Origin of the sequence: Solwaraspora sp. WMMA2056, assembly GCF_030345095.1 — a bacterium.
Taxonomy (GTDB): Bacteria; Actinomycetota; Actinomycetes; order Mycobacteriales; family Micromonosporaceae; genus Micromonospora_E.
In genome coordinates, this window is sequence record NZ_CP128360.1 from 3,220,803 (window position 1) to 3,237,242 (window position 16,440).

At 71.8% G+C, this 16,440-nt stretch carries 14 protein-coding genes, 1 other RNA gene and 1 pseudogene; 12 read left to right on the top strand and 4 right to left on the bottom strand.

Annotated features, from left to right (window positions below):
- Positions 1 to 5 precede the first annotated feature (5 nt).
- Positions 6 to 3,185 (top strand): DEAD/DEAH box helicase, encoded by a 3,180-nt coding sequence (locus tag O7608_RS14750; RefSeq protein WP_289210514.1) that lies wholly within the window; start codon positions 6 to 8, stop codon positions 3,183 to 3,185.
- A complete protein-coding gene (locus tag O7608_RS14755; RefSeq protein ID WP_289210515.1) occupies positions 3,182 to 4,159 on the top strand; it encodes an SWIM zinc finger family protein in 978 nt (325 codons plus the stop codon). The genes O7608_RS14750 and O7608_RS14755 overlap by 4 nt, the downstream gene beginning before the upstream one ends.
- On the opposite strand, the gene O7608_RS14760 is transcribed toward O7608_RS14755, so the two are convergent.
- Entirely contained in the window at positions 4,116 to 4,367 is a 252-nt protein-coding gene (locus tag O7608_RS14760) for a DUF3040 domain-containing protein (protein WP_289210516.1), read from the bottom strand. The genes O7608_RS14755 and O7608_RS14760 overlap by 44 nt on opposite strands.
- A gap of 360 nt (positions 4,368 to 4,727) precedes the next feature.
- A complete protein-coding gene (locus O7608_RS14765; RefSeq protein ID WP_289210517.1) occupies positions 4,728 to 5,474 on the bottom strand; it encodes a bifunctional DNA primase/polymerase in 747 nt (248 codons plus the stop codon).
- Positions 5,475 to 5,754: 280 nt separating this feature from the next.
- Between O7608_RS14765 and O7608_RS14770 the strand changes: the two genes are divergently transcribed.
- From O7608_RS14770 to O7608_RS14815, 10 genes are all read left to right on the top strand, one after another.
- Positions 5,755 to 6,987: a helix-turn-helix domain-containing protein gene (locus tag O7608_RS14770; RefSeq protein ID WP_289210518.1), complete on the top strand. Its 1,233-nt coding sequence runs from the start codon at positions 5,755 to 5,757 to the stop codon at positions 6,985 to 6,987.
- A gap of 45 nt (positions 6,988 to 7,032) precedes the next feature.
- A complete protein-coding gene (locus O7608_RS14775; RefSeq protein WP_289210519.1) occupies positions 7,033 to 7,587 on the top strand; it encodes a flavoprotein in 555 nt (184 codons plus the stop codon).
- Positions 7,588 to 7,629: 42 nt separating this feature from the next.
- Positions 7,630 to 8,541, top strand: a complete 912-nt coding sequence (locus tag O7608_RS14780) for a Nif3-like dinuclear metal center hexameric protein (RefSeq protein ID WP_289210520.1) — start codon at positions 7,630 to 7,632, stop codon at positions 8,539 to 8,541.
- A gap of 12 nt (positions 8,542 to 8,553) precedes the next feature.
- Positions 8,554 to 9,294 (top strand): zinc ribbon domain-containing protein, encoded by a 741-nt coding sequence (locus O7608_RS14785; protein ID WP_289210521.1) that lies wholly within the window; start codon positions 8,554 to 8,556, stop codon positions 9,292 to 9,294.
- Positions 9,295 to 9,302: 8 nt separating this feature from the next.
- Positions 9,303 to 10,544, top strand: coding sequence for a bifunctional RNase H/acid phosphatase (locus O7608_RS14790; RefSeq protein WP_289210896.1), 1,242 nt, complete (start codon positions 9,303 to 9,305; stop codon positions 10,542 to 10,544).
- A gap of 131 nt (positions 10,545 to 10,675) precedes the next feature.
- Entirely contained in the window at positions 10,676 to 11,437 is a 762-nt protein-coding gene (locus O7608_RS14795; RefSeq protein ID WP_289210522.1) for a sulfite exporter TauE/SafE family protein, read from the top strand.
- Between the two features lie 49 nt (positions 11,438 to 11,486).
- Positions 11,487 to 12,101 carry a histidine phosphatase family protein gene (locus O7608_RS14800; RefSeq protein ID WP_289210523.1) on the top strand — a complete coding sequence of 205 codons (615 nt, stop codon included), beginning with the start codon at positions 11,487 to 11,489 and terminating at the stop codon, positions 12,099 to 12,101.
- Between the two features lie 174 nt (positions 12,102 to 12,275).
- An RNA gene (gene rnpB, locus O7608_RS14805) (RNase P RNA component class A) lies at positions 12,276 to 12,693 on the top strand.
- A 100-nt stretch (positions 12,694 to 12,793) separates the two neighbouring features.
- Positions 12,794 to 12,949 carry a hypothetical protein gene (locus O7608_RS14810; RefSeq protein WP_281550818.1) on the top strand — a complete coding sequence of 52 codons (156 nt, stop codon included), beginning with the start codon at positions 12,794 to 12,796 and terminating at the stop codon, positions 12,947 to 12,949.
- 487 nt (positions 12,950 to 13,436) lie between these two features.
- The gene (locus O7608_RS14815) at positions 13,437 to 14,849 is read left to right on the top strand and encodes a pectate lyase family protein (RefSeq protein WP_502959215.1); all 1,413 of its coding nucleotides are present in this window, start codon (positions 13,437 to 13,439) and stop codon (positions 14,847 to 14,849) included.
- A gap of 243 nt (positions 14,850 to 15,092) precedes the next feature.
- Here the strand turns inward: O7608_RS14815 and O7608_RS14820 are convergent.
- Both O7608_RS14820 and O7608_RS14825 read right to left on the bottom strand, forming a co-directional pair.
- Positions 15,093 to 15,785: pseudogene (locus O7608_RS14820) on the bottom strand (alpha/beta hydrolase family protein); the annotation flags it as partial.
- 185 nt (positions 15,786 to 15,970) lie between these two features.
- Positions 15,971 to 16,414, bottom strand: a complete 444-nt coding sequence (locus tag O7608_RS14825; RefSeq protein WP_289210526.1) for a DUF1801 domain-containing protein — start codon at positions 16,412 to 16,414, stop codon at positions 15,971 to 15,973.
- Positions 16,415 to 16,440: the final 26 nt, after the last annotated feature.

Sequence of the window (16,440 nt, forward strand, 5' to 3'; positions counted from 1 at the left end):
TGGCTGTGCTGGTGGTGCAGGGCCTGCTCGGCCCCGGTGGTCGGCTCGCCGTCTGGGCCGAGGACTCGACGTTGCCGGCGGCGCCGCCCCGGCGGCCGGGGCGACCGCCGCGCCGCCGCCCGCACCCGTTCGCCGCCGGACACGAGGCCCTGACCGCCGTGCTGAGCCCGCTGCTCGGCCCGCTGGCGGTCAAGGCGGTCACCGGCAGTACGGCGGTCCGGCTGCCGACCGTCGCCGGTGCTCCGGTCGAGTCACCGGAGCTGGTGCGCACCCAGTCCGACGCGCCGAGCACCAGGGCGGCCCGCGTCGGCGGCCACGCCGACTGGCTGGTGTCCACCCTGGAGTTCGACGCAGACGAGGCGTTGCCGGTGCTCTGCACCCTGCACGACGTCGATCCGGCCGCCGACGCCGCGCCGAGCGGCGGCCGACCGGAGGATGGTCTGCCGGCCGGGCTGGTGATCGGTGCCGGAGTGCGCCACCTGGCGCTGCTCGCCGGGTTCGCCGCCGAACTGGTCGCCCGGGGCCGGGTGCTGCCCGCCGTGCGGACCGGGCCGGCACCCGGCTCGGCCACCGCCTGCTGGCTGCCGCTGCTGACCGGTGCCGACCGGCGGTGGGCCCGGTCGCTGGCGTTGGCCACCCCGGCGGCGGCGCTGGCCGCCGCGCCGCCCGACACCGGGCACCAACGTGTCGCCGAGGCGCTGGACGCGTTGACTGACGCCGCCGCGCGCGCCGCGCTGCACGGCGTACGGCTGGCCGAAGGTCGGGCCCGGTCCGGGCCGCTGGCCGCCCGCGACGCCTGGCTGACCGCGTTGACCGGACCCCGGCGGGACTTCACCGCTGGAGCGCGGGCCCTCGACGCGCTGGTCACCGAGTTGGAGCAGTGGCAGCGCGACGCGGCCGGCGGCCCGGTACGGGCGCTGTTCCGGCTGCGCGAACCCGACCCCGTCACCGAGGAACCGGTCACCGCAGGTGACGGTGCCGCCGGCCCGGCTGTCGCCGGTGACGGCACCGGTGGCTGGCGGCTGGAGTTCGCGTTGCAGGCCACCGCCGAACCGAGCCTGGTCGTCGACGCCCCGGCGGTCTGGGGCAGCGGCGGCGTACCGGCCCTGGCCCGGCACACCGCCGCGCCGCAGGAGACCCTGCTGGCCGAGCTGGGCCGGGCCAGCCGGCTCTGGCCGGCGATCGACGACGCGCTGCGTACCGCCACCCCGGACGGCGTCGACCTGGACGTCACCGGGGCGCACCGGTTCCTGCGCGACGGCGCGCCCACCCTGCACGCCGCCGGGTTCGGCGTGCTGCTGCCCTCCTGGTGGCAGCGGCCGGCGGCCCGGCTCGGTGCCCGGCTGCGGGCCGGCACCCCGACCGCGCCGGGCACCGTCGCCGTCGACCGCCGGTTCGGCCTGCCCGACCTGGTCGACTACCGGTGGGAGGTGGCCCTCGGCGACCAGCCGCTGACCGAGCGGGAACTGCGCGATCTCGCCCGGGCCAAGACACCGCTGGTGCGGGTACGCGGCGAATGGGTGGAGGTCGACCCGAAGCGGATCGCCGCCGGGTTGGCGCTGCTGCGCACCGGTGGTGCGCTGACCGTCACGGACCTGCTGCGGGTCGCCCTCGACGCGGACGACGACGCGGTGGGACTGCCGGTGCTGGGCATCGACGCCACCGGCGCGCTCGGTGACCTGCTCAGCGGTGAGATGGAGCGTCGGCTCACCCCGGTGGCGGAACCGGCCGGTTTCCGGGGGCAGCTGCGGCCGTACCAGCAGCGGGGGCTGGCCTGGCTGCGGTTCCTGCAGTCCCTCGGGCTCGGCGGGGTGCTCGCCGACGACATGGGGCTCGGCAAGACCGTACAGCTGCTCGCCCTGCTCGCCGCCGACGCACCCGACGCCGGCCCGACGCTGCTGGTCTGTCCGATGTCGCTGGTCGGCAACTGGCAGCGGGAGGCGGCCCGGTTCGTGCCGGAACTGCCGGTGCACGTGCACCACGGCACCGACCGGCCCCGCGGCCCGGAGTTCGTCGCTGCGGTGACCGGCGCCCGGCTGGTGGTCACCACCTACGCGGTGGCCGCCCGGGACGCCGTTGACCTGGCCGGGGTCGGCTGGCACCGGATCATGGTCGACGAGGCACAGGCGATCAAGAACGCGGCGACCCGGCAGGCCGTCGCGGTCCGGTCGCTGCCCGCCCGGCACCGGGTCGCGATCACCGGTACGCCGGTGGAGAACCGCCTCGCCGACCTGTGGTCCATCATGGAGTTCGCCAACCCGGGGCTGCTCGGCGGCGCGGCCAGTTTCCGCCGCCGCTACGCCGAGCCGGTGGAACGCCACGGCGACGCCGACGCCGCCGGGCGGCTGCGCCGGATCACCGGCCCGTTCGTGCTGCGCCGGCTCAAGACCGACACGTCGATCATCACCGACCTGCCGGAGAAGCTGGAGATGGAGGTGCTGTGCCACCTCACCGCCGAACAGGCCTCGCTGTACCAGGCGGTGGTCGACGACATGATGGGCCGCATCGAGTCCAGCGACGGCGTCGAGCGGCGCGGGCTGGTGCTGGCCGCGATGACGAAACTCAAGCAGATCTGCAACCATCCGGCGCAGTTCCTGCGCGACGGCTCGCACCTGGCCGGGCGCTCCGGCAAACTCGACCGGCTCACCGGCATCCTCGACGAGGTGCTGGCGGCGGGGGAGAAGGCGCTGCTGTTCACCCAGTACGCCGAGTTCGGCGCGATGCTGCGCGGGCACCTGTCGGCGTACACCGGTCGGGAGGTGCTGTTCCTGCACGGCGGGCTGGCCAAGGCCGAGCGCGACGACCTCGTCGCCCGGTTCCAGGACGGCCACGCCGACGGCGCGGGCCGGGCCGGGCCGCCGCTGTTCGTCCTGTCGTTGAAAGCCGGCGGCACCGGGCTGACCCTGACCGCCGCCAACCATGTGGTGCATGTGGACCGCTGGTGGAACCCGGCCGTGGAGGACCAGGCCACCGACCGGGCGTTCCGGATCGGGCAGCGGCGGTCGGTGCAGGTCCGCAAGTTCGTCTGCGCCGGCACGGTGGAGGAGAAGATCGCGGCGATGGTGGCGGACAAGCGCGGCCTGGCCGCACGGATCGTCGGCAGCGGTGAGCAGTGGCTGACCGAGCTGTCGACCGCGCAGTTGCGGGAGCTGTTCGCGTTGGAGGCCGGGGCGGTGGTCGAATGAGCCGGTTCGACGACTACGGCCGGCCCCGGCGGGTCGACGGCGGGCTACGCGCCCGCAGCACCCGGGGCGCGATCGGGCAGTCGTGGTGGTCGCGTCGCTTCGTCGACGTGCTGGAATCGTTCGCGTTGGGTACCCGGCTGACCCGGGGCCGCTCCTACGCCCGGGCCGGGCAGGTGCTCGCCCTGACGGTCGCACCCGGCGCGGTGACCGCCCAGGTGCAGGGTTCCCGGCCCCGGCCGTACCAGGTGCGGATCGGGCTGACGCCGTTCGGCGCACCGGTGTGGCGGCGCATCGAGCAGACCCTGGCCGGTCAGGCGCTGTACAGCGCCCGGCTGCTCGCCGGGGACCTGCCGCCGGAGTTGGAGGAGGTGTTCGCCGCCGCCGGCGCACCGCTGTTCCCCGCCGGGATCGACGAGTTGACGATGCGGTGCAGCTGCCCGGACGCGGCGGTGCCGTGCAAGCACCTGGCCGCGACCTGCTACCTGCTGGCGGAGGAGTTCGACACCGATCCGTTCCAGATCCTGCACTGGCGGGGGCGGGACCGGGCAACGTTGCTGGCGCAGCTGCGGCGGGCCCGTGCCGGCGGTGACGTCACGGCACCGGCACCCGAGGGCGACCCGGCGGTGGCTGACCCCGCGGTGGCCGGTCCCGCCGCGGCCGGCTCGCCGGTCGGTGCCGCGGCGGCACTGGCCGACCTGACGCCGCCGGTGGCGGACGTCGACTTCTGGCGTGCACCGGTGCCGCTGCCGGCCCGGGAGCCGGTCCTGCCGGCCGGCGCCGACCTGCTGCTGCGTCAGCTCGGCGCGCCGGCACCGACGATCGGTGGACCCGGTCTGGTGGAGCTGCTCGGCCGGGCGTACCGGCGGTTCGCCGGCCCGTCCGCCGACGCCGGCCTGTCCGCCGACGCCGGGCCCGCGCCGGACGGCGCGGTCACCAGCGGCGGGCGCGCAGCGCGAGCACCCCGGCGGCGCTGAGCGCGACGGTGCAGATGACGGCAGCGATCCAGCCACCGAAGAGTGCGAGCATCGGGATCATCGCCCACAGCAGCACGCTGGTGACGATGACGGCCCGGTTGCGTACGGTCGCGGGCTGATCGCCCAGGCGGGCGACGAATTCCGGATCGGTCGTCCGCAGATGGCGGGCGATCTGGTCGAACCGGCGCTGGTCCTCCCTGCTGAGCATGGCGTGCCTTCCCTTCCCGAACTGACCCGACGGTGCGTCGATGCGCCGAGGCGTGCCGCGTCGGCTGTCCCGGCGGTGTGTGGTCGCCGGGCGGACGACCATCGGCGCATTACCCATTCGGCTGCGGCCCACTCCGCCCACGTCTGGCGGTACATGCGTGAACCGGCATACGCCGCGCCGCCGTAGGGCGCAGACCCTGCGGCGGCGAGGTGTCGGGAAGGTACGGCTACCCCGGGCGAGGTGAGCGCCGGCAGCGGGGAGGTTCACCCACCGCACCGGCGCTCACCCGGACGAGCACCGTGTCCGGTCGGTCCTGGTTCGGGGGCGCTGTGCCCGATCGTGGCTGCGACCCGATCGCGGCTACAGGGCGCGGCGCAGGGTGGAGACCTGCCGGGGGACGGCGACCGGCACGTGGGCGGCGACCGGCGGCGGTGCGGTGACCGCTCCGGCCGGCGCGGTGCGGGGCCGGGGCAACCGGGGCACCGGGACGGCCGGTGCGGCCAGTTCCCGGGCGTCGACGACGAGCTGCTGTACGGCGTAGGAGTGCGGCAGGTACCAGCCGACCTCCTGCGGGCCGACCGCCCAGCGGACCGGCCCTTCGGGCAGCAGCGTCGGCGGTGCCGGGATCCACGACCCGGACCCGTGCTGGATCACGTCCAACGAGTCGTCGAGCTCGGGTCGCAGCGTGTCGCCGGGGCGTACCAGGAACATCCATCGTCCGGTCGGGGTGACCGCGACCGGACCGCGCAGCTGGCCCTGACCGGGCATCGCGGCACCGCCGCGCAGCCGGAGGGTGCACAGCACCCGCAGGCCGAGGCGGGCCGGCACGTCGAGGACGTCGAAGGCGTGCCCGGTGGCGAGCAGGACCGGGTGGGGGCGGGTACGCCACCAGGCGCTCACCCGGTCGGGCCGGTCGCTGGCGTCGCGTTCCCAGGTCTCCTGCGCCGGGTGGCAACCGAGGATCGGACAGCTGAGCCGGTCGCACCGGAATCGGCCCTTGCACAGAACCGCTCCGGGCGTCACCGGCCAGCCGTGCGCGGCGTACCGCAGCGCGGCACGGCGCAGCCGAAGGCGGCCGAAGGAGGGCGGTTGGACCGTCCACCGCATGATCGAGATTCCCCCAAGCTTTGTGGTCGTGCTGAACGGATGAGGGCAGCCGGGATCGGCGTGGGTCGATTGGTGATCCCGTTCGACGACACGCCGAAAATTTTGGCTGCCAGGCCTTTGCAACTTGCATCGAAAACTACGAGCATCTGTGATGGACCTAACGCACTGGCTGTGCGATGAGCACGGTCCGCTGTCCGGCGTTCGGGGGGATGCCGATCCGACCAGCACAAACGCCGGCACCGGGGGGCGCCGGGTGACCCGAGGGGGGAGCAGAGTGAGCGTGGAGGAGTTACCCATCGGCCGCCGCGTCGCCTACTGGCGGGGCCGCAGGAAGATGTCCCAACAGGTCTTCGCCGACCGGCTCGGCAAGTCCAAGAGCTGGGTCGACAAGGTCGAACGCGGGGTCCGGCGACTCGACAAGTTCTCCGTGGTCCACGAGATCGCCGACGTGCTGCAGATCGACGTGCAGCTGCTGCTCGGCAAGGACCCGGAACGGCGCCCGGAGAGCGTCAGCTGTATCGACCAGGTGGAGGTCGAGGAGATCCGGGCGGCGCTGGAGCGGTACGACTCCATCAGCACCTTCTTCCGCCCCGCGGTGACACCGCCGCAACTGGCCGAGATGCGCAAGGCCACCAACCACGCCTGGCTCACCTTCCAGCACGCCAAGTACGGCGTACTGGCGCGGGCGTTGCCCCGACTGCTGCGCGACGCCCAGGCGGCCGACGCGCACTACACCAGCGGCGACGAAGCACGGCAGGTGGCGAGTCTGCTGGGCCAGCTCTACCAGATCGCCTCGTCGACCCTGCGCAAGCTCGGCGAGCACGACCTCGCCTGGCTGGCCGCCGACCGCTCGATCGCGGTGTCCCATCGGGCCGGCGACCAGCTGCTGACCGGGGTGGCGACCTGCCGGGTCGGCAACGCCCTGCTCGCCCTGGGCCGCTCACGCGCGGCTTTGGAGGTGAACGTTAACATCGCCAACCGGTTGGCCCCAGGCGACGACCGGTCCAGCACCCCCGAGCAGCTGTCGGTGTACGGGCTGCTCCTGCTGCAGGGGGCCATGGCCGCCGCCCGCATCGGTGACAGCGCCACCGTTCGCGATCTGATCAACGGTGCCGAGGACGCCGCCCGGGCGCTCGGCGAGGACAACAACCACTACTGGACCTGCTTCGGCCCGACCAACGTGCAGCTGCACCGGGCCGCAGCGGCGGTCGAACTCGGCGAGGGTCAGGCAGCGGTGGAGACCCACCGGTCGGTCATCGAGGCACCCGGGTTCAACGCGTTGCTGCCGGAGCGGCGGGCCCACCACATGCTGGACATCGCCCGTGGCTACGCACAGTTCGGCGAACTGGACAAGGCCACCGAGATGCTGCTGGAGGGCGATCGGCTGGCACCGGCCGAGATCCGCTGCCGCCCGGTGGCCCACGCCGTCATGTCCGACGTGCTGCGTCGCACCCGGGGCACCCCGGCCGGCCCGGTCGCCGAGCTCGCCGAGCACATGGGAGTCGGCGTGTGACCAGGTGGACGACAGGAACCGACCGATGATGGTAGAGGTGGTGGCGTGACCCCGGCCGGTGCCCGCACCCTTTATGTGGTCGCCTGCGGCAGCCCAGCCTCCCGACACGTCGGGAGGCTGGTCACCCTCGCCCAGCAACGTGCCTGGCGGGTGTGCGTGGTGGTCACCCCGGACGGACGCAAGTTCGTCGACGTACCGGGCCTGGCCGCGTTGACCGGTCACCCGGTGCGGGCCGACTACAAGAACCCCGGCGACCCCGACGTGCTCCCGGCCGCCGACGCGGTCATCGTCGCCCCGGCCACGTCCAACACCATCAACAAGTGGGCCGCCGGCATCACCGACACCCTCGCCCTCGGCCTGGTCGTCGAAGCCCAGGGCAAGGGCCTGCCGATCGTCGCGCTGCCGTTCACCAACACCGCGCTCGCCGGACATCCCGCCTTCCGGGCCAGCGTCGCCCGACTACGCGACTGGGGGGTACGGGTCCTGCTCGGCGAGGATGTCCTGCCGCTGCAGCCACCGGGCGCCGGGGAGCAGATCATCGACCGGATCCCGTGGCAGCTGACCCTCGACGCGCTCGACGACGAACTGGCCACCGGCTGAACGTCGCGGGCACCGACCGGTAGGTGGGTAAGCTGGGCCGCCGTGGACACAACTGCATCACCACCGGTACGGGCCACCGACGCGCCGCCGGTCCGGGTCGCCGAGGTGATCGCCGCACTTGAGCGGCGGTACCCGCCGACCTGGGCGGAGCAATGGGACCGCGTCGGACTGATCCTCGGCGAACCCGACGCGCCGGTACGCCGTGTGTGGTGCGTCGTCGACGTCGTACCGGAATCGGTCGCCGAAGCGGTCGCCGCCGGCGCCGACATGATCATCGCCCACCATCCGCTGCTGCTGCGCGGCGTCTCGACCGTCGCCCCGACCACGTACCAGGGACGGATCGTCCACCAGCTGATCCGGGCCGGTGTCGCGCTGTACGCCGCCCACACCAACGCCGACGTGGCCAACCCCGGCGTCTCCGACGCCCTCGCCACCCGACTCGGCCTGACCGACCTGCGTCCCCTCGTCCCGGCCGCACCCGGCAGCCCGGCCGCCACCGTCGCCGGGCAGGGCTCCGGCCGCATCGGCACCCTCGCCGTACCGCTGAGCCTCGCCGAACTGACCCGGCACGCCGCCGCGGTGCTGCCGCCCACGGCCTGGGGGGTCCGCGCAGCCGGCGACCCGAAACGGACCATCACCACCGTGGCGGTCTGCGGCGGGGCCGGTGGCTCGTTGCTCGACGCGGCGAACGCCGCCGGAGTCGACGCCTACCTCACCGCCGACCTGCGCCACCACCCGGTCAGCGAGCAGGCCTCGGGCGCCGGACCGGCGCTGCTCGACGCCGCCCACTGGGCCACCGAACGACCCTGGCTCGACGACCTCGCCGCCCACCTGCGTACCGACCTGGCGGTCGAGGCGACCGCATCCGACCTCGACACCGACCCGTGGACGCTGCACGTGCCGTCGGCCGGGCGCCCCGTCGTCGCGGCACACGCCGCCGCCACCCACCCATAAGGAGCACCGCCCGTGAAGGCAGACCCGCAAGCCCAGCGCCGCCTGCTCGACCTGCAGGCGATCGACACCGCGCTCGCCCAGCTCGCCCACCGCCGGCGGACCCTGCCCGAGCACGCCGAACTGGACGCCCTGGCCCGGGAACTGTCGGCCCTGGAGGACGAACGGGTCCGCGCCCAGGTCGCCGTCGACGACCTGGACCGTGACATCGCCCGCCTGGAACGCGACATCGAACAGGTCCGCAACCGCAAGGACAAGGACCAGGCCCGGCTCACCCTCGGCTCCGGCCCGGCCCGGGAACTGGAGGCACTGCAGCACGAGATGGCGTCGCTGACCCGCCGGCAGACCGAGCTGGAAGACGCCGAACTGGAGCTGATGGAGCAGCGGGAGACCGCCCAGGCGACCCTCGACGAGGTCACCGGCCGCCTCGACACCGCGCGGCAGCGGCGCGCCGACGTCGAACAGGCCCGGGAACGGGCCCTCGCCGAGATCGCCAGCGAGGAACAGTTCAAGACCTCGTCGCGGGCCCCGCTCGCCAACGACCTCCCCGCCGACCTGGTCACCCTCTACGACAAGATCCGCGAGAACTCCGGTGGGCTGGCCGCCGCCCTGCTGCGTGGCGGCCGCTGCGGCGGCTGCCGGATCGAGTTCTCCGCCACCGAACGGAGCCGGATCAAGTCCGCCGACCCCGCCGAGGTGGTCCGCTGCGAGGACTGCCGCCGGATCATGGTGCGGACCGCCGAGTCGGGCCTGTGAGCAGCGCGATGAAGGTCATCGTCGAGGCCGACGGCGGCGCCCGGGGCAATCCGGGACCCGCCGGGTACGGGGCCGTGGTGCTCGACGCCGGCAGCGGCGCGGTGCTCGCCGAACGGGGCGAGGCGATCGGTGTCGCCACCAACAACGTCGCCGAGTACCAGGGCCTGATCGCCGGGCTGCGCGCCGCCGCCGAACTCGGCGCGACCGCGGTCGACGTACGGATGGACTCGAAGCTGGTCGTCGAGCAGATGTGCGGCCGCTGGCAGATCAAGAACCCGGGGCTGCGTCCGCTCGCCGCGCAGGCCGCCACCCTGGTCCGCGAGTTCGACCTGGTCAGCTTCGGCTGGATTCCCCGGGAGAAGAACAAGCGGGCCGACGCGCTCGCCAACCAGGCGATGGACCGGGCCGCCGGGAAACCGACTCCGGCGACCGATGCTGGGCCGGTCCCGCCGGCGACCGGTGCTGGTCCGGTCTCGGCGGCCGCCGACGCTGCTGGTCGGGTGTCGCCGGAGCCCGACGCCGCTCCGAAGTCGCCGGAGCTCGTCGGTGAGTCCATGTTCGACACCAGCGGCTCCGGCCCCACCCCGACCGCTTCCTGGGAGCCGCCGGCCACCGCCACCGCCACCCGGCTGATCCTGGTCCGCCACGGCGAGACCGGGCTGAACAAGCAGAGCCGCTACTCCGGGCGAGGCGACGTACCGCTGTCGGAGCAGGGCGTCGCGCAGGCCGCCGCCGCTGCCGCCCGGATCGCGGTGATCCGCTCCGCTGCCGACGTGATCGTCAGCTCGCCGCTGTCGCGCTGCGTCGCCACCGCCACGGCGATCGCCGCGCAGGTCGGCGACCCGCCGGTACGCCCCGACGACGACCTGATCGAATGCGACTTCGGCGAATGGGAGGGCCGCACCTTCGCCGAGGTCCGGGAACGCTGGCCGGCCGAGCTGACCGCGTGGCTGGGCTCCACCGCGCTGGCCCCGCCGGGCGGGGAGTCGTTCGTGCAGGTGACGGCGCGGGTACGTAAGGCGGTGCGGGGACTGCTCACCGCGTACCGGGGAAAGACCGTGGTGGTCGTTTCGCACGTCTCCCCGCTCAAGATCATGCTGCGGGACGCGCTGGGGGCCGGGGACGCGCTGCTGCACCGCCTCTACCTCGACCCAACCGGCATCTCGGTGATCGACACCTGGCCCGACGGCGGGGTAGCCGTGCGCACCGTCAACGACACCGCCCACCTCGCCGGCATCGCCACCCCCTGACCCCCTCTCTTTCCCGACGATCTTGCAGTTATCGCGAAGATTTTTCCGTTATGTCCTTCGATAACTGCAAGATCGTCGGGATCTTGGGCGGGTGCGGGTCACCATGATCCGCGGCGGCTAGGCTCCGACGGGTGGACATCGCCGAGCTGGCCCTGCTCGTCGGAGCAGGACTGGCGGCGGGCACCGTCAACGCGGCGGCCGGCGGCGGCTCGCTGATCACCTTCCCGGCGCTGATCGCGGTCGGGCTGCCCCCGGTCGCGGCGAACGTCACCAACGCGATCGCGGTCTGCCCCGGCTACGTCGCCAGCACCCTCGGCAGCCGCGACGACCTGCCGCGTCAGCGCAAGATCTGGCGCCTCGTGCCGACCGCCGTCGCCGGAGCGATCCTCGGCTGCGTCCTGCTGCTGGTCACCCCGCCCCGGGCCTTCGAGCTGATCGTGCCGTTCCTGGTGATCAGCGCGGCGGCGGTGCTCGGCTTCCAGAACCAGCTGCGGAGACTCGTCGGCGAACCCCACCACCTGCCGGCCGGGCTTGAGCAGTGGTCACTGCAGGCGATGACCTTCTTCTGCGCCGCGTACGGCGGATACTTCGGTGCGGCACTCGGGGTGATGCTGGTCGCCGGACTGGCCCTGGTGCTCGACGAAACCCTCAACGGTGTGGTCGCACTGAAGAACCTGCTCTCGGCGGCGGTCGGGGTCACCACCGTCGCCGTGTTCGCCATCTTCGGCCAGGTCGACTGGCTGGCAGCTGCCGTCGTCGCCCCCGCCACCATCGTCGGCGGATACGTCGGCGCGCGGGTGGTGCGCAAGCTTCCGCCGACCGTACTGCGCTTCGGCATCGTCATCTTCGGCGTCGGCATCGGTGTCCTGCTCCTGGCCCGCGCCCTACGCTGAGCCGCTGGCCCGTGCTCCGACGACGCCGGCCACCCACGATCATGGTCGGATGGCGCGAACGCTGGTGTATCTGGTCCGGCACGGCGAGCAGAGCAGCGACGGGACCGGGCCGGACCCTGGTCTGTCCGAGCTCGGTCGGCGGCAGGCGCGTCGACTCGGTGCCCGGTTGCGTGCGGTGCCGTTCGACGCTGTCCACCACGGACCGGCGGCGCGGGCAGCGCAGACCGCCGAGGAGCTCTCCGACTTCCTGCCGAAGGTCCCGGTGCACGAGTGCCGGTTCGCCGCCGACGTGACGCCGGTGCCGACACCCGGGCGTGCCGACCAGACGGTGCCACAGCGGTACGCCGATTTCCTCGACGCGGTCCCGGAACTGGAGCGCGACCCGGGCGCGGTGCGGGTCCAGGCAGCGGTGAACCGCTGGGGGCGGGTCGGTGACGTCGACCGGTACGAGTTGGTGGTGACGCACAACTTCGTGATCGGCTGGTTCGTCCGGCATGCGCTGGACGCGCCGTACTGGCGGTGGCTCGGGCTCAACCAGTTCAACTGCGGGTTGACCATCGTGCAGTGGCGTGCCGATGCTGCGCCGACTCTGGTGAGCTTCAACGACATCGGCCACCTGCCGCTGGACGAGCGCGGCCAGCCACCGGTGGAGCTGCTCAGCTGAGCAGCACCTGATTGTGGGCGAGCGTCGTGTGGTGGGTGAGTGTCGCGCCGTGGATCTAGAAGGATCTGGCCGGTATATCGACCACAATCCTTCTAGATCGCCGCTGGCCCAGGCCTCGGCCAGCCTGTCGTTCGGCGGTGATCGTGGGCTGCGTACGATTGGTCCTTGGACGGACGAGTCGACCGGGCGGCCGCGTCAGCGGGGGATACGTCCCCTGTTGCCGAGGAACGTCCGGACTCCACAGGGCAGGGTGGTTGTTAACGGCAACCCGGGGCGACCCGCGGGACAGTGCCACAGAAAACAGACCGCCGGGCGGTGAAACGCCAGGTAAGGGTGAAACGGTGGGGTAAGAGCCCACCAGCATCCCGGGTGACCGGGATGGCTCGGTAAACCCCACCCGGAGCAAGGCCAAAAGGGCCGGTGTCGCGAGACGCCGACCTGCGCAGGCGTTCGAGGGCTGCCCGCCCGAGCCTGCGGGTAGGCCGCTGGAGCCTGCCGGCGACGGTAGGCCGAGATGGATGGCCGCCCCCGCTGCGCGACCGGGCAACCGGCGCGTACGGGACAGAATCCGGCGTACAGGTCGACTCGTCCGTCCCACCCAAGTTCGGCATAGATCGCACCACATGCGCTTCGCCGGCTGCGTCAACAGGGCGGGGCATCGGCGTTCGTGCCAGAGCCCTATCGTCGGTGGGGTGTCCGACATCCTGCAGATCGGCTCCCTCGCCGTCCCCGTTGGTGCCCTCGTCGTCTACGCGGTCGGGTTCGTCGTCCTCTACTGGGTCATTCGCCTTGCTGTCCGGCACGCCATCCGAGACGCCGACCGGCGTCGGTCAGGCGACCGGCAGTAGCTCCGAGAGGCGGGTCGGTCGGCCGGGGCTGTTACCGAGTGGCTGGAACTGCTTGACGATCGACGTCGCCGCAGTTAATCTCCTTCATAGCTGAGCATCTATGTACTGTGTGTGATCTGTGCTCCGTCGAGGGCATCCGTCGGCCGGTGACCGGGCCGCCGTACCGACGGTTCACGGCTGTGTGCTCAGCGCGAACGGAACGGCGTGCGGCCGACCGCTTCCGGCTGGCTTTCGGTGGCACAGGGCCGGGATCGCCAGCGCATCCGAACGGCATGGGCATTGCCGACGGATCTGTGTACCTCGGGAACAGTGTTCATCTGAGTCAGATTCCGCTGACTTCTGGCCGCTCCATCGCAGTAGAAACAGGAGGCACTTCGTGAAGAACGTTGGGACCAGCGTTTTCACAAGACGCCGTCCACCAGGTACGACGACCGTGCTTGGTGTGGCTGTCACCTTCGCCGCTGTCGGGGCACTCGCCGTGTCCGGCATGTCGGCTGCCGCTGTTCAGGCCCCGGCAGACGAACCAGCGGCATCAGTGTTGGCAAGTTGCGATGACCGGCTGTTCGGCTGGGCGTCAGTGTCGGCGAACGGTGTCGCCACGACGACCGGCGGCGGCAACGCCACCCCGCAGACGGTGACATCGCTTAGCGACCTTCGGCAGTACGCCAACGACTCGACTCCACGCGTGCTACGGATATCCGGTACGATCAGCACTGGGTCGTCGGCCGTGGAGGTCGGCAGCAACAAGACCCTGATCGGCGCAGACTCGAACGCGACGATCCGTGGTGGCATCAACATCAACGGCGGTAGCAACATCATCATCCGCAACTTGAACGTGCAGGGCGGCGGCCAGGGCAGCAGCCCGGCCGACACGATCGCCGCGCGTAACGCCCACCACCTATGGTTCGACCACCTGAACCTGTGGGACGCCAGCGACGGGTTGCTGGACCTCACCCGAGGCGTCGACTACATGACGGTGTCCTGGGTCAAGTTCTGGTACACCAACAGTTCCCACTCGCACAGGCTGGCCAGCCTGGTGGGTGGAGGCTCGACCCACGGCGACACCGACAGCGGAAAGCTGAACGCCACCTACCACCACAACTGGTTCGCTGATCTGGTTGACCAGCGTGGACCACGAATGCTGTTCGGCAAAGGCCACGTCTACAACAGCTACTACAATTCCCCCGGGAACGCGTACGCCATCGGCACCGGATCGTACGCCTCCGTACTCGTGGAGAACAACTACTTCAAGGACATACGGGACCCGCACCGGTTCCAGGACTCGAACCCCACGTACATCACCGCGCGGGGAAACGTCTACGACAACACCAGCGGTCGGCGTGACACAGGCGCCCAGGGTAGTGGCGTCACTCCGTTCACGAACCCGCCGTACAGCTATTCGCTCGACGCGGCAAACGACGTCCCCGGCATTGTCACCGCCTGCGCGGGCCCGAGACTGTCCGGGACGCCGCTGCCGCCCACCACAGCGCCGCCCACCACGGCACCACCGACGACGGCACCACCGACGACGGCACCACCGACGACGGCGCCGCCGACGACGGCGCCGCCCACCACGCCACCAACGACGACCGCGCCACCAACCACAGGTGCCTGCAGCGCCTCTTACCAGACCGTCAGCTCGTGGCCCGGTGGCTTCCAGGGCGAGGTGGTCGTACGAGCAGGAAGCACAGCGATCAACGGCTGGACCGTCCGCTGGACCCTCGGCAGCGGGCAGACCATCAGTCAGCTATGGAACGGTAGCCTCAGCACCAGCGGTTCCAGCGTCACGGTACGCAATGTGGACTACAACGGCACGCTGCCGGCCGGTGGCACCGCGACCTTCGGGTTCCTCGGCTCCGGCTCACCGTCCTCGCCGTCTCTGACCTGTTCCAGCCCGTGAGATGCCGCTGGGCCAGGTGCCTTCGGCCCATGCCTCTGCCCGAGGCCCTGGCCCAGCAGCGCTCTGCCGGTCACGGACCGTTCGTCCGCGTCGCGTCAGGAGCCGTACGGGGCAGCAGCGGATCGAGTGCCGCGTTCGCGGAAGTACGCCGGACCCGCCGTCTCGAGGACGGCAACCGGGTCTGCTGAGGTCGAGCCGATCCGGACGGATGCCAGCTTCGATCAGTGCTGATCGGTGCGGCATGAGGTGGCGGGTGAAGAACCGTACCGTGCTGTCCAGCTCGTGTTCCGGGAGCCGGTCGGCGTGCCGGCCCGGGTTGGCGTGCAGCGTCTTCTCGGTCGAGCCGAACGCGTCGAACAGGGCCAGGCTCTGCTCCCGGGGCACCCGTTCGTCGTCCCACTGGATCAGGAACTCGACCGGCACGGTGACGCGAGCCGCAGCTTCCAGCGTGGATGAGGCGGCGGCACCGCCGAGACCGAGGACCGCCGCCCGCACTCGCGGTTCGGTGGCGACGAACGGTACGCCGAGCCCGCAGCCCAGCGAGACTCCCCAGTAGCCGACCGGCCCGGCGTCGAGGTGGTCGAGGACGGCCTGCCACTCGGAAACGGTCTGCTCGGCGACCAGGGCGTGGAAGTCGGCGAGCAGCGCGGCCAGGTCGCTGCCGGAGCTGGCAGCGGCCTGGATCTCGGTGGCGATGCGCTGGTAGCGCTCGTCGGTCGGACGGTCGCCGTGGTTCGGAGCGTCCACGCAGACGGCCGCGAATCCGCTGGACACGAAACGGTGGGCGCGGTGCAGGACACCGGGAGCGGTCTTGTGCTGGCCGCCGCCGTGGCCGATGACGATCAGCGGCGGGCGGTCGGCGCCGCTGCCGGCTGAGGTCCAGAGCACAGCGAGTACGCCGTCGACGGCGAAGTGTTCTTCCTGGATGTTGTGCATGCGCGTACGCGCCTTTCGGGAGTCCCTGCGGGCGCTCCCTAGACCATGCGGGAGAGGGAGTCCCGACCTGTCACAGCGTTGATCGGACTCACCTCCTCGGGCAGCAGTCATGCACGGCGCAGCGATCGTACCGCAATCCACCCCGTCACCGGCGCTCCGCTTTCGGCCGAAGGCGTACCTGCACGTCAGCTCACGGCCTTCTTGACGAGGGCGGCGATGGTCTCTGCGGCCTGCTCGCTGAGCTGGGCGACGGCGAAGGACGTCGGCCACAGGCCGCTGTCGTCGGCGAGGTTGGCCGCAGCGGTGAAGCCGAAGGTGGAGTACGGCTCCTTGTCCGCGTGTCCGCTGCGGAAGAAGCACACGACCTTGCCCTTCCTCGCGTACGCCGGCTGGCCGTACCAGAGCTTCGGGGACAGGTCGGGGGCGTTGGTGGTGACGATGGCGTGGACCCGTTCGGCCAGTGCGCGGTCCGACGGTTCCATCTGAGCGATCTTCGACAGCATGTCGAGCTCCTCGGCGGCTGCCTTGCCACCACGACTGCGGGTCGTCTCCTTCTTGAGTTCTGCGGCGCGTTCCTTCATGGCGGCGCGCTCGCCCTCGGAGAAACCGTCAGTGCCTGCCCTGCTCATCGTGTCGCTCCTTGTCGTTGTCGGGT

Bases quoted from the DNA above. Each gene is read 5' to 3' on its own strand.
- O7608_RS14755 (WP_289210515.1), top strand. From the start codon at position 3,182: ATGAGCCGGTTCGACGACTACGGCCGGCCCCGGCGGGTCGACGGCGGG.
- O7608_RS14760 (WP_289210516.1), bottom strand. From the start codon at position 4,367: ATGCTCAGCAGGGAGGACCAGCGCCGGTTCGACCAGATCGCCCGCCAT.
- O7608_RS14765 (WP_289210517.1), bottom strand. From the start codon at position 5,474: ATGCGGTGGACGGTCCAACCGCCCTCCTTCGGCCGCCTTCGGCTGCGC.
- O7608_RS14790 (WP_289210896.1), top strand. From the start codon at position 9,303: ATGAAGGTCATCGTCGAGGCCGACGGCGGCGCCCGGGGCAATCCGGGA.
- O7608_RS14800 (WP_289210523.1), top strand. From the start codon at position 11,487: ATGGCGCGAACGCTGGTGTATCTGGTCCGGCACGGCGAGCAGAGCAGC.
- O7608_RS14815 (WP_502959215.1), top strand. From the start codon at position 13,437: ATGTCGGCTGCCGCTGTTCAGGCCCCGGCAGACGAACCAGCGGCATCA.
- O7608_RS14825 (WP_289210526.1), bottom strand. From the start codon at position 16,414: ATGAGCAGGGCAGGCACTGACGGTTTCTCCGAGGGCGAGCGCGCCGCC.